The organism is Streptomyces lydicamycinicus, assembly GCF_000829715.2.
GTDB lineage: Bacteria > Actinomycetota > Actinomycetes > Streptomycetales > Streptomycetaceae > Streptomyces > Streptomyces lydicamycinicus.
The window spans coordinates 335,314-348,096 of record NZ_BBNO01000005.1; the positions used below are offsets into that span (position 1 = coordinate 335,314).

Below are 12,783 nucleotides of genomic sequence, written 5' to 3' on the forward strand. Positions count from 1 at the left end.
CCGCTGAATTATGAGCAATGAGGCGGGAGTTCGGTTCGTGTCGACGGTGAAGAAGAGTGTGGCGGTCCTCGGGCTGGGGAGCATGGGGGCGGCGCTGGCGGATGCGCTGATGGTGGCCGGGCATGAAGTGAGCGTGTGGAACAGGACGCCCGGCCGGGCCGAGGGGCTTGTGGCGCGTGGAGCGCGGCGGGCCGGGTCGGTGGCCGAGGCGGTCACGGCCGGTGAGATCGTGCTCGTCTGCATCCTCGATTACGGCGATATCGGTCCGCTGCTGGAGCAACAGGGCGGCGGGCGGGCGGCGTTGCAGGGGCGGGTGGTGGTCAATGTGACCAACGGGTCGCCCGAGGAGGCCCGTGCGATGGCGGAGCGGGTGACGGCTCTTGGGGCCGCCTACCTCGACGGCGGGATCATGGCCGTGCCCGAGATCATCGGGAGCCCGGATGCCTTCGTGCTCTACAGCGGCTCGCGGGAGGCGTTCGAGGCGCACCGGAGCGTGCTGGACGCGTTCGCCCGCAGCGTCTACCTGGGCGAGGATCCCGGGCTCGCGCCGCTCCACGACCTTGCGCTGCTGAGCGGTATGTATGGAATGTTCGGCGGCTTTCTGCATGCGGCGGCGCTGGTGCGCTCGGCGGGCGGCTCGGTGGCGGAGTTCACCACGACGCTGCTTCAGCCGTGGCTGGGGGCGATGGCCGGCAGTCTGCCCGCGATGGCGGCACAGGTGGACTCCGGCGACTACTCCGTCACCGGGTCCCCCCTTGCCATGCAGGTCGCGCACGACAGCATCGGGGAGGTCAGCCGCGCACAGGGCGTCAGCCCGGAACTCTTCGCGCCGCTGTTCGCGCTGATGGAACGGCGGGTGGCGGACGGCCACGGGAGCGAGGGGCTGGCGGGCCTGGTGGAGTTGGTGCACCCGCGCTGAGGCGGGGCGAGTTGCGGTGCCGGTGCGCGGCGGGGAGCCGGTGCGCGGCCGGGTGCCGGTGACGGACAGGTGCGCGGGAGGCCGCGCCCGCGCACTGGGCGCCGTGCACCGCAGACGCGCAGGTGCACGGGAGGCCCCGCCCGCGCACCTGGCGCCGGTGGCTCAGATGTCCAGTCGGGCCGCGATGCCGTCGAGGACGCTGTCCAGACCGGTCTCGAAGCGCCACTGCGGGTCGTCCTTGTGGACGGCTTCGCGGAGGTAGCGGTGATAGGTGGGGTAGCGGCCGGTGCTCATCAGGTAGCGCATCTGCGGGCCGAGGGCGATCCGCAGATCGTCGGGGCTGTCCCAACCCTGCTCCTGCATCAGGGAGTACTGGGCGCACTCGGCCGACACGGCCCCGTGGACATAGGAGGCGACGGTCCCGACCACGGCCATCATCGTGTCGACGTCGAGTCCCAGGCCGTCCAGGGAGGAGAGCGCCCGCTCGGCCGAGGCCATCCGGCTGGGGGTGAGCGCGCGCAGCGCCTGCGGTGAGGAGATCTGGATGAGCCAGGGGTGGCGCAGCACGATCTCCCGGGTGCGCAGCGCGTGGGCGCGCATGACCTCGCGCCAGTTCTCCAGGTCGTCGGGGAGTTGCAGGTCCGCGTAGACCGCGTCGGTCATCAGGTCCAGGACGTCGCCCTTGCCGGAGACATAGCGGTAGGCCGCCATGGGGGCGACGCCCAGTTCGGTGGCCAGGCGGCGCATGGTGACGGCCTCGATGCCATCGGTGTCGGCGATCCGTACGGCGGCCGCGGCGATCTTCTGCGGGGTCAGAGTGGCCCGCGGGGCCGGCGCCGGACGGTCCAGCCGCTCCCAGAGGGAGACTTCCGCCGGGTCCGGCGCGTCCGCTGCGGACCCGGACGGCCGCCGGCCCTCGGCATCGGCGGTCTTCTTGCTGGCCATGGGCCCCACTTCCTTCCCGGGTCCTCCCGGAGTCGCGTACAACGTATCAGGAGTAGACGTTGTACAGGCTGCTGTGTACGTTGTACTCGCTCGATACGTCGTACACGTCAGGGCGTTCGCGTCAGGGGTGTGCGCGTCAACGTCGTGCGCGTCGGCGCCGTACACGTCGGCGCCGTGCACGTCAGCGTCACGAGCGCCGGCGTTCGTACGCATCGGCGTCGTGCACCGCGACGCCGTACACAGCAGCGGAGCGGCATGCCGTACAGCGGCCTGCGCGCAGTGGGAGGGATGCGTCATGGACAGCGAGAAGGGCCTGCGGGTCGCGGTCATCGTCGGGAGTACGCGGGACGGCCGGTTCGGGCCGACGGTCGCCGCGTGGGTGGCCGAACGGATCGCCCAGCGGGGGGACATGGCCGCGGAGGTGATCGATCTCGTCGAGACGCCGGCGCCCACCGTCTTTCCCGCGTTCGGGCAGCTCCCGGCGCCCGGTACCACCGAGCTGCTCGCCGAGATCTCACCGCGGCTGGCGGCGGCCGACGCGATGGTGATCGTCACGCCCGAGTACAACCACAGCTTCCCGGCGCCCCTGAAGAACGTCATCGACTGGCACCACACCGAGTGGCAGGCCAAACCGGTCGGCTTCGTGTCCTACGGCGGGCTGTCCGGCGGGCTGCGGGCCGTGGAACAGCTGCGCGTGGTGCTGGCGGAGCTGAACGCGATGACGGTCCGGCACACCGTCAGCTTCCACAACTACGGGGACAAGTTCGATGCGGAGGGGCGGCCGACCGACCCGGCGGCCGAGGGCGCGGCCAAGGTCATGCTCGACCAACTTGCCTGGTGGGCACGGGCATTGGCCGAAGCCAAGGCCGTCCGGCCGTACGCCGCCTGACGGCGCACCGGAAGCCGCGGAGAGACGGAGCGAGGGGGCGCAGTGAAGGTGACGGACAGTACGGCGGAAGCGGCCGGTGGGACCGGCCGGGCCGAGGGGGCCGACGGGGCGGCGGGGGACGGGGAGCGGCCGCGGTCGCTGTACCTCGGGGTGTTCGGGCTGCTGCTCGGGATGTTCCTGGCGATGGTGGACGGCATGATCGTCGGGACCGCGCTGCCCACGATCGTGGGGGAGCTCGGGGGCCTGGAACAGCTGTCGTGGGTGGTGACGGCCTATCTGCTCACCACCGCCGTGGCCACACCGATCTGGGGGAAGGCGGGCGATCTCTACGGCCGCAAGGGCACCTTCATGGCGGCGATCGCGCTCTTCCTGGCCGGGTCGATGCTGTCCGGGCTGGCACAGGACATGGGGCAGCTCATCGCGTTCCGGGCCCTCCAGGGGCTGGGCGCGGGCGGGTTGATGGTCGGGGCGCTGGCGATCATCGGGGTGCTGGTGCCGCCCCGGGACAGCGGCCGGATGCAGTCGATGATCGGCGCCATGATGCCGGTCGCGTTCATCGGGGGGCCGTTGCTGGGCGGCTTCCTCACGGATCAGCTGAGCTGGCGGTGGGCGTTCTACGTCAATGTGCCGCTCGGCGCGGTCGCGCTGGTGATCGTCGGGGTGTGCATCCGGCTGGGCCGTACCGAGCGGAGCACGGCGCGGATCGACTACCCGGGCGTCCTGCTGCTGTCCGGCGCGATCCTGGCGCTGACCCTGCTGGCGAGTTGGGGCGGTGTCCGCTACGGGTGGGGATCGCCGCAGATCCTCGGGCTGGCGGCGGTGGGCGTGGTGACGCTGGCCTGGTTCGTACGGGTCGAGCGGCGGGCCGTGGAGCCGGTCATCCCGCCCCGGCTGTTCCGCAGCCGCAACTTCACCCTGGCGCAGATCCTGAGCTTTCTGGTCGGCGCGGTGATGCTCGGCGCGACCAGCTATCTGCCGCAGTACCTCCAGTTCGTGCAGGGCCTGTCGCCGACGGCCGGCGGGCTGCTGTTGCTGCCGCTGATGTTCGGGATGCTCGGTGTGCAGCTCGGCACCGGGGCCCTGATCAGCCGTAACGGCCGCTACCGGATCTATCCGATCCTGGGGGGCGGGGTACTGACCGCGGGTGTCCTGCTCCTGTTGCTGCTCGGTACGGACACCGCGACGGCCCTGGCCTCGGCGCTCACCGTCGTCGCCGGCATGGGCATCGGGTTCGTCATGCAGAGCACCATGATCATCACCATGAACAGCGCCGCACCGCGTGACATGGGCGCCGCCAGCGGCACGGTCACCCTGCTGCGCACGGTCGGCGGCTCGCTCGGTGTCGCCCTGCTGGGCGCCGTCTTCACCGGACGGCTGCACAGCGGGCTCGCCGACCGGGTGGGGGAGGGCACCGCGGACCGGCTGACGGCGGGCGCCGGACAGCTGACGCCACAGGTGCTGGACGGGGTGGCCGCACCGGTACGGGCCGCCTACCGGGCGGCGGTCACCAGCGGGCTGCACGGGGTGCTCATCGGCGCTGCGGTGCTGGCCGCGCTCGGCTTCGCGGCAGCCTGGTTCGTACGGGAGGTGCCGCTGCGGACGGCGGTGGACCCGGTGGAGGTGGACTGACCCGGAGCGGGCGGGGTGGCGCGGCTGGCGGGGGTGGCCCGGCGGGGTGGCCCGGCCGCGGTGGCGGCCCCGGTGATCCGCCGGAGCCATATGCGGCGGCCCCGTCTTACAGCGGCCCCGTAGACAGCAGCCCCGTACGACGCAGCAGCCCCGTACGCACAAAGGCGGTGCCCGCCCCTCTCAGGGACCGGGCACCGCCTTCAGATATGCCGCGCGAACGCCGTCCGTCAGACCGCGCTGCCCTGCTGCCACTCGGACCAGGACATGTTCCAGCCGTTGAGGCCGTTGTCCGGCTTGATGGTGTCGTCCTTCGAGTTCTTCACGACGACGACATCGCCGATCAGCGACTCGTTGAAGAACCACTTGCCCGGGGTGTCGCCCCCGCCGCCCTTGTTGTCCCGCAGGCCGACGCAGCCGTGGCTGGTGCCGGCCTTGCCGAAGATGGACGGGTCGCCCCAGTAGTTGCCGTGGAGGAAGGTGCCGGAGGCCGACAGCCGCATGGCGTGCGGGACGTCAGGGATGTCGTACTCGCCCTTGCCGTCCTTCTTCTTGAAGCCGACCGTCGAGCCGTCCATCCGGGTCTGCTCGAACTTCTCCGAGATCACCATCTGGCCGTTGTAGGTGGGGTTCTCGGGGCTGCCGCCGGAGATCGGGACGGACTTGAGGGTCTTGCCGTCCCGCTTGACCGTCATGGTCTGGGTGTTCATGTCGACGGTGGAGACCTGCGAGCGCCCGATGGTGAAGGACACCGTCTTGGACTGGACACCGGTGATGCCCTGGCCGCCCTTGACCCCGTCCAGGTCGATCTTCATGGTGATCTTGGAGCCGGCCTTCCAGTAGTCCTCGGGCCGGAAGTCCAGGCGCTGGGCGCCGAACCAGTGGCCGACGACCTGCTGGCCGCTGCTGGAGGTCACCTTGATGTGGGACTGGACGTCCTTCTTGTTGGTGATCGCCTTGTCGAAGTTGAACGACACCGGCATGCCGACGCCGACGGTCTTGCCGTCGTCGGGGGTGTAGCTGCCGATGAAGCTGTTGGCGGAGGAGACCGTCGTGAAGGTGGCGTTCTCGGTGGCGGCCCGGCCCTTGGCGTCCTTGGCCTTCGCCACGATCCGGTATTTGGTGCCGCGCTCCAGCTGGGCGCCCGGCTTCCAGGACGTGCCGTCGGACGATATGGCGCCGGCGACGTCCTTGCCGTTCGCGTCGGTGAGCTTCACCTCGGTCAACTTGCCGTCGGTGACCTTCACCCCGGTGTCGTTGATGCTGGCGTTGGTGGCGCCGTCGTCCGACGAGACCTTGATCTTGACGTCGGAGGCGTTCTTGGCGGCCGCGGCGTCCGCGCCGGCCTGGCCGTTCTTGCCGTCGTCGTTGCCCCCGGCCGAGGCGTCCCCGCCACAGGCGGACAGGGTCAGCGCGCCCGCGGCGAACAGGGCCGTCACAGCGAGCGTGCGGCGCATCCGCCGGTTACGGCGCGGCGCGCCCGGCGCCGGCTGCTCGACTGACGGGAGCAGCTGGTGCGGGGTGCGGGACCGAGCGGGCGCGGGGTTGTCCGGCGTTGTCACGAGCTGCTCCATAACAGGGGGTTGTGATTCCGTGCTGGTAAACAGCACGAGCGGGCGGATTTGGTTGCGGGTACGGCTCTCTTGTGATGAAGGTCACATACGTGGCGGCAAGGGGGCGTCGGATGGCCCTGACAGCCAGGTTCGCAGTGCCGTGCCGTGTTCGTCCAGGCGGGGTGGAGCGAAGGGTTGGGCCACCGGCGTCCCCGAAAGCCGGAGTGGGCTGGCGACTTGGGGGACGCGCCCCTCGCCGACCGGTGTCACCGGATCGAGACCGAGACGCGCCGCCAACTCCAGGGCCGCGGAGACGGTGTTGACCGGGCCGCACGGCACGGACACGGCGGTCAGCCGCTCGGTCCAGCCGTGCGGGGTGTCGGAGGCCAGTCGGCTCTCCAGCGCCTTGATGAGATCTGTGCGGTTTTGCACCCGGTCCTCATTGCGGGCGAACCGGAGATCCTCGGCGAGTTCCGGGGCGCCCAGTGCCCGTGCCAGCTCCCGGAACTGACGGTCATTGCCCACCGCCACCGCCAGCAGCTGCCCGTCGCGGCAGGCCAGCGTCTCGTACGGGGCGATGCTCGGATGGCGATTGCCCATCGGGCCCGGATCGCGGCCGGTGGCCAGATGGCCGGACGCCTGATTGACCAGCGAGCCCAGCAGCGACGAGAGCAGATTGACCTCGACCAGCTGGCCCTGACCGGTGCGGTCGCGGTGGCGCAGCGCCGCCAGGATGCCCGTGGTGGCGTCCTTCGCGGTCAGCACGTCCACCAGTGCGACGCCCGCCTTCAGGGGGGTGCCGCCGGGCTCGCCGGTGATGCTCATCAGCCCGCCGACCGCCTGCACGACGAAGTCGTAGCCGGGCAGCCGGGCGCCCGCGCCGGAGCCGAACCCGGTGATGGTGCAGTGCACCAGGCCCGGGTTGGCGGCGCGGGTGGCGGTGTGGTCCAGGCCGTAGCGGGCGAGCGAGCCGGGGCGGAAGTTCTCGATCAGTACGTCGGCCCGGCGCGCCAACTCGCGGGCCGCGGCCGCGTCGTCCGGGTCGGCGAGATCCAGCGCCAGGCCGCGCTTGGAGCGGTTCGCGGCATCGAAGTACGCGGCCGTCCCGCGTCCCGGCGCGCTGTCCTCGCGCGGTCTCGGCTCCGCGCCGTACGGGGGGTCCGCGACGAACGGTGGGCCCCAGGCGCGGGTGTCGTCCCCGGTGCCGGGCCGCTCGACCTTGATCACCTCGGCGCCGAGGTCGGCGAGCGTCGCGGCGGCCAGCGGTCCGGCCAGCACCCGGCTGAAGTCCGCGACGAGGATGCCGTCCAGGGCACGGGCGGGCGGCGCACCGTCGGTCGGGCCGGTGCCGGTGGGCCCGCGGTCGGGCGGCGGCGTGCCGGTCGGCCCGGGGGAGGCGTCGGCGGGCGGCCGGGGCTGCGGCCGGTGCGGCTGCGGCACGTGCGTGCTCCTCACGTCGCGGACGGGTGACGCCATCGTCCGGACGATCTTCGCCGGGCGGAAGCCTCCGGGGTGTCCAACGGGACGGGGGCAATCCTGCCGGGGCGGCCTCATGGGGTGGCGCCTTCACGGGTCGTGCCGGGAATGTGGCGATATGTCATAGGAGATGCGTCACTTCGGGACGTATGGCCCAAGATCTCCTGTCGGAAGTCCCGAAGCGTGGTGTCTACTGGCCTCCGGGCTGTTTCCTTCGGATCGGCCCGGATCAGTCCGCGGCGTCCACCGACAAGTCCTGGCCCAGCGCCTCACCCCTCCGGGAGGACCACATGCTTCCCTCCGCTTCGATTCTCCAGCAGATCGGCTTCGGCGTCCTTGTCGCGGTCGGCGTCGTCTGGGCCATCGGGATCACCAGACTGCTGCGACGGGGCCGGTACGAGGCCGCCCTGCGGCGGGACCAGCGGGAGATGCGGGCACGGTACGCCTCGCGGGGACGCTTTGCACCGGGTGGCTCGTTCGCCGCACCCGGGCCGGAGGAGCTGTCCGGGACGGGGCTGCCCGCACAGCCGGAGCTGCTCGGGTCGGTGCCGCGGCAGACCGGGCCGGGCGGGCCGCCCTCGGAGTGCGTGGAGCTGAGCGCCGCCGAGCGGGCGGCCTTCGAGGGACTCGTACGGCAGCTGACCAGCCGTAGTTGAGCCGCTCGTAGCTGGGCCGGCCGCGCGGGCCGGCCCCGGATTCAGCGGACCGGGCCCAGCCGCAGCAGGGCCAGTGCGGCCAGCATCTGTACGGAGACCGCGGCCGCCGACTTCCACGTCGACAGATGGTGCTGGCCCCGTATGAGCAATATGGCGAGGACATAGCCGAAGCCCCAGGTCGTCCAGGTCGCGGCCTGGACGAAGGTGGCGTCGGTCGGCAGCCAGGCGGCGATCGCCAGCCGCGGCAGATCCGTCACCCAGAAGAGCACGATGAACAGGCTCGCGGTCGGCGCGAAGCGGCCTATGCCGCCCAGTGTGCGGGCGATCGCGTGGGCGACCGCGCCCAGCACGAAGCTGGCGGTCAGCACCCCCGCCTCGGCCAGCCCGATGAGCTGGAGGCCCGCGGTGCGGTCGACGGCCCACTGGGTGTGGAACGCGTCCACCGACAGCACCCCGATGGCGCCGCTGATCAGCGACAGCAGCACCGCCGCACCCCAGGCGCTGCGGTCCCGCGCCTCGTCCAGCACCTCCACCGGGCGGTACCAGAGCCCGAATATCAGCCGGTGCCACCACAGTCGGCGACGAGGGGCAGGCTTGCGGGGGGCCGGCTGGACGAGGGTGGGCGGTGGCGGCTGGGGAGGCGGTGAGGGGGGTGGTGCGGACATAAGCCGTTTCTACCACCGGCCAATCCGGGGCGGCGCGGGGGCGTCGAGCGGGGCACGGCCGGTACGGGTGAGACGCTCTGCCGATGACCTTGCAGACACCGGACCACGACGAGGCGCACGGCGGCGGACTGGGCAGCCGGCTCAACTGGCTGCGGGCGGCGGTCCTCGGGGCCAACGACGGCATCGTCTCCACCGCCGGACTCGTCGTCGGGGTCGCCGGAGCCACCGACGAACGGGGCGCGTTGTTGACGGCCGGGCTGGCGGGGCTGCTGGCCGGTTCCCTGTCGATGGCGGCCGGTGAGTATGTGTCCGTCTCCACTCAGCGCGATTCGGAGAAGGCCGCGCTGGCGCAGGAGAAGCGGGAGCTGGCGACCGAGCCGCAGGCGGAACTCATCGAGCTGACGGAGATGTTGGAAGGGAAGGGGCTGGACGCGCAGCTGGCCCGGGAAGTGGCCGAGCAGCTCACCGAGCACGATGCGCTGCGGGCCCATGCCGAGGTGGAGTTGGGCATCGACCCCGACGAACTCACCAATCCGTGGCATGCGGCGGGGGCGAGCTTTCTCGCCTTCACGGTGGGGGCGTTGCTGCCGTTGCTGGCGATTGTGCTGCCGTCGGCCGCGGATCGGTTGTGGATCACGGTCATTGCCGTGGTCGCGGCGCTGGCGTTGTGCGGGTGGAGCAGCGCGCGGATGGGTTTTGCGCCGGTGGGGCGGGCGATGTTGCGGAATGTGGGGGGTGGGGTGGTGGCGATGGGCGTGACGTATGCGGCGGGGTCGGTATTGGGAGCGGCGGGGGTTTGAGGGGCCTGGGGGCCTGGGGCCGGGTACGAGCTTGCGCTGAAATCGTCTTCCGCAACCGCGTACTCGGCGTGCCCCGCCACAGAATCCGAGCCGGACTCATTTCCCGTGAAAATCCCTGTCCCGTCGATTAACAACTGCCGCACAGGCTCATCGACAAGCGCTGTCCAGAAGTGAACGAAGCAACGCCCAACGGGACCGGATTCGGCCATCGTGCCGTTATCGCACATTCTTCCGGCCGCCATTCTCCGGGGACTTGGGGACTCTCGTGGATCCCGATGGATGTCAGGCGTTCTGCTGGTGATGGCGAGACTCCAGCGGATAGAATTCGCGCGCTGCTCGCGATGGCGGTCGGCGAGGTCGGCGGTGGGGGGCGAGGGCGCCGTGAGTGCGTTGCAGGAACACACCACCCGCGGCCGCCTTACCCGAGGCCCTGAACGCGCGTTCGCTTTTCCTGGCCTGCGAGGCTTACGGCTCGCCCGCAATATCCTCCAGCGATCACCACAAAGCGGTCCACGCAACGGCGTGGGCCGTCTTTTTTCTTTTCCGTGGCGTTCGCACCGGCGTCCGCGTCCGGGGCCACGAAGTCGACGTGCAGCGAGAAGCAGGTACTTCGTTTTCCTGACGAGAAAAGTGTGGAGTGTGATGCCATGAACCGAGTCGGCAGAGACTCTCGCCGTTCGGCCCGTGGGCTCGTGGAGCCGCTGGCACGCATAGGGTTATCCGTTCTGTTGCTGGCAGGCGGTGCCGTGGGAGCGACGGCCGGACCAGCCGCCGCTTCGACCGCCGACGGCACGCTGACGGTTCAGGTGCTGCGCGACTTCTTCGGCACCGGCGTGATCAACGCGACGATGGACGTCCCACAGCGGGGCATGAGGGTGGAGATCTCCGACCCCGCCGGGCACGATGTCACCGGCGTCACGGATGCCACCGGAAAGGTCGTGGTGTCGCGGTCGGCCGTGCTGAGCGGCGGCCGATACCGCGTCGACGTCAGCATCCCGGCACCGTACGGCGACTACCTGCGGGCGGCGCCCGCGTCGACGGCGGAGAACCACTTCGACAGCTTCACGTCGTTCGTGGATGTGTCGGACGGAAAGAACGCCTCGGTGGTGACGGGGGTGTGGGATCCGGCCGACTACACGCTCCCGGACTCGCGGTACTTCGTACCGGTCCACAACGGCGCCAACGGGAACGACAACCGGGCCTTGGTGGCGTTCGGGACGAAGACCCGGGGCACGTGTCCCACCGATGTGGCGTGCCCGGCCACGCTGGCCACGCAGGACCAGGTGGGCACGACGTTCGGGTTGGCGTACGACAAGCACCGGACCCGGCTGTTCCAGAGCGCGTTCGCCCGCCGGTACGCCCCGTACGGGCCGCAGGGCGGGGGCGCGATCTACACGGTGCCGGTCAACGGCTCGGGTGCGCCGGAGCTGTTCGCGCGGGTGCCGGACGCCGCGGTGACGCGGCACGACACCGCCAACATGATCAAGGATCCCGGGTTCACCGACACGCCGGGCAAGGAGAGCATCGGTGGCCTGGCCCTGTCGGAGGACGGCTCCATGCTGTACGCGGTGAACCTGCGGACCCGCAGCCTGGTGAGCTTCGACGCGACAGGGGCCACCGCCGCGGCGCCCGAGTCGACGGTCCCGATCCCGGACCCGGGGTGCGCGAGCCCCCACGACTGGCGGCCGTTCGGTCTCCAGGTCCACAACAACACGCTGTACGTCGGCGGCGTGTGCAGCGCGGAGAGCACGCGGCAGCGCGCGGACCTGAAGGCCTTTGTCTCCACCTACGACGGCAAGCGGTTCACCACGGTGCTGAGCCACCCGCTCACGGACAAACGCGGCAGTGTCTTCGGTTCCGGCGACAAGGCCACGCACTGGAACCCGTGGAACACCGGCCTGGACACGTGGGACGACCGGAAGGCGGGCGGCGTCTTCATCGATCCGCAGCCCGAGCTGGCCTCCCTCGCCTTCGCCCGGGACGGCTCGATGATCCTGGGTTTCCGCGACCGGTTCATGGACGTGCTCAGTTGGGGAGGGCTGGACCCCCGCCCGGGGAACGACACCGCGGAAAGCGGCATGTCCGGTGGTGACATCACCATGGTCTGCGCCACTCCCACTGGTGAATACCAGTGGGAAGGCACCGGGAGCTGCCCCAACCACGCCACCCCCGCCAACAGTGGCGGCCAGGCCGCCGATGTCGTCGAATACTTCCCGGGCGACTATTACGCCAACGCGCACCAGGAGACCGCGCTGGGGTCGGTGGCCTATATCCCGCAGCAACAGTGGGTCGTCAGCACGGAGTTCGACCCGGTCGTCAACGTCGCGACCTCAGGGACCGGGTACCACGACATCACGACCGGTCAGGGCCCGGGCAACAACCCGACCGCCAACGGGTTCCAGTTCGTCAGCGGGGTACAAGGCGGTTTCGGCAAGGCCGGCGGGCTCGGTGACATCGCGTACGCGGCGGCGAACGCGCCGATCCAGATCGGCAACGTCGTGTGGTTCGACGGCGATCACAACGGGATCCAGGACCCGGGGCACGTGCTGCTGCCGGGGGCGACGATCAACCTGCTGGACGCGGACGGCAAACAGGTCGCCACGACCAGGACCAATGCCGCCGGCGAGTACTACTTCGGTGGTGTCGGCGCCGAGTACGAGCTCACACCGGGTGCGAAATACACGGTGCAGTTCGATGTGTGCACCGCGGACACCGGCGAGGTGCCCGGCCGGCCCTCGGCGAGCGAGCTGCGGTTCACGCTCCCGCGAGCCGGTGCCAACCGTGCGCACGACTCCAATGTGACCCCGCCGACCACCGGGAAGTTGTGCAACGGCCACGCGCCTGTCACGGCGCCGGACAAGCCGGGCGGGGTCGATCACACGATTGACGCCGGGGTGTACATCCCGAAGGCAACGCCGAGCCCGACTCCGACCCCGACCCCGACCCCGACCCCGACCTCGACGTCGACTCCGACTCCGCCCTCGACTCCGAGCGCGACCCCGACCTCGTCACTGAGCCCGGCCTTGCCGCCGGCCTCGCCACCGGCCGCCACGCCGCCGGCACCCGAGCCGCCTGCCCACCGCCCGCCCCCGGCCGGTGGGAGCACGGGTTCGCTGGCACAGACCGGTATGTCCGGGCTGCCACAGATGATCGCCCTGGTCGGTCTGCTGGTGGGTGCGGGCCTGGCCATCGCGTTCCTGAGCCGGAAGCGTCGCGCCCGGAAACACTGAGAAACACCGAACGAACCGCACCAC

Annotated in this window: 10 protein-coding genes; 6 read left to right on the forward strand and 4 right to left on the reverse strand. The window is 70.8% G+C overall.

The annotated features are described in order from the left end of the window. The first annotated feature begins 10 nt into the window (after nucleotides 1-10). On the forward strand, nucleotides 11-919 hold the full coding sequence (locus tag TU31_RS19200) for an NAD(P)-dependent oxidoreductase (RefSeq protein WP_042156175.1): 909 nt from the start codon (nucleotides 11-13) through the stop codon (nucleotides 917-919). A 162-nt stretch (nucleotides 920-1,081) separates the two neighbouring features. Here TU31_RS19200 and TU31_RS19205 read toward each other — a convergent pair whose 3' ends face one another. Beyond that, entirely contained in the window at nucleotides 1,082-1,864 is a 783-nt protein-coding gene (locus TU31_RS19205) for a TetR/AcrR family transcriptional regulator (protein WP_052718985.1), read from the reverse strand. A 295-nt stretch (nucleotides 1,865-2,159) separates the two neighbouring features. On the opposite strand from TU31_RS19205, the gene TU31_RS19210 reads away from it, so the two are divergent. Both TU31_RS19210 and TU31_RS19215 read left to right on the forward strand, forming a co-directional pair. Beyond that, nucleotides 2,160-2,753: an NADPH-dependent FMN reductase gene (locus TU31_RS19210; protein ID WP_042156178.1), complete on the forward strand. Its 594-nt coding sequence runs from the start codon at nucleotides 2,160-2,162 to the stop codon at nucleotides 2,751-2,753. A 48-nt stretch (nucleotides 2,754-2,801) separates the two neighbouring features. Beyond that, nucleotides 2,802-4,382, forward strand: coding sequence for an MDR family MFS transporter (locus tag TU31_RS19215; RefSeq protein ID WP_042156656.1), 1,581 nt, complete (start codon nucleotides 2,802-2,804; stop codon nucleotides 4,380-4,382). A 227-nt stretch (nucleotides 4,383-4,609) separates the two neighbouring features. On the opposite strand, the gene TU31_RS19220 is transcribed toward TU31_RS19215, so the two are convergent. Both TU31_RS19220 and TU31_RS19225 read right to left on the reverse strand, forming a co-directional pair. Further along, the gene (locus TU31_RS19220) at nucleotides 4,610-5,953 is read right to left on the reverse strand and encodes a L,D-transpeptidase (protein WP_078885859.1); all 1,344 of its coding nucleotides are present in this window, start codon (nucleotides 5,951-5,953) and stop codon (nucleotides 4,610-4,612) included. 81 nt (nucleotides 5,954-6,034) lie between these two features. After that, nucleotides 6,035-7,372: a CaiB/BaiF CoA transferase family protein gene (locus tag TU31_RS19225; RefSeq protein WP_078885860.1), complete on the reverse strand. Its 1,338-nt coding sequence runs from the start codon at nucleotides 7,370-7,372 to the stop codon at nucleotides 6,035-6,037. A 326-nt stretch (nucleotides 7,373-7,698) separates the two neighbouring features. On the opposite strand from TU31_RS19225, the gene TU31_RS19230 reads away from it, so the two are divergent. Beyond that, nucleotides 7,699-8,064 (forward strand): hypothetical protein, encoded by a 366-nt coding sequence (locus TU31_RS19230; RefSeq protein ID WP_042156662.1) that lies wholly within the window; start codon nucleotides 7,699-7,701, stop codon nucleotides 8,062-8,064. Between the two features lie 41 nt (nucleotides 8,065-8,105). Here TU31_RS19230 and TU31_RS19235 read toward each other — a convergent pair whose 3' ends face one another. Beyond that, entirely contained in the window at nucleotides 8,106-8,729 is a 624-nt protein-coding gene (locus TU31_RS19235; RefSeq protein WP_245698602.1) for a YIP1 family protein, read from the reverse strand. A gap of 83 nt (nucleotides 8,730-8,812) precedes the next feature. Between TU31_RS19235 and TU31_RS19240 the strand changes: the two genes are divergently transcribed. Both TU31_RS19240 and TU31_RS19245 read left to right on the forward strand, forming a co-directional pair. Next, nucleotides 8,813-9,529 (forward strand): VIT1/CCC1 transporter family protein, encoded by a 717-nt coding sequence (locus TU31_RS19240; protein WP_042156183.1) that lies wholly within the window; start codon nucleotides 8,813-8,815, stop codon nucleotides 9,527-9,529. A gap of 746 nt (nucleotides 9,530-10,275) precedes the next feature. After that, nucleotides 10,276-12,759, forward strand: a complete 2,484-nt coding sequence (locus TU31_RS19245; protein ID WP_042156664.1) for an SdrD B-like domain-containing protein — start codon at nucleotides 10,276-10,278, stop codon at nucleotides 12,757-12,759. The last annotated feature ends 24 nt before the right edge of the window (nucleotides 12,760-12,783 follow it).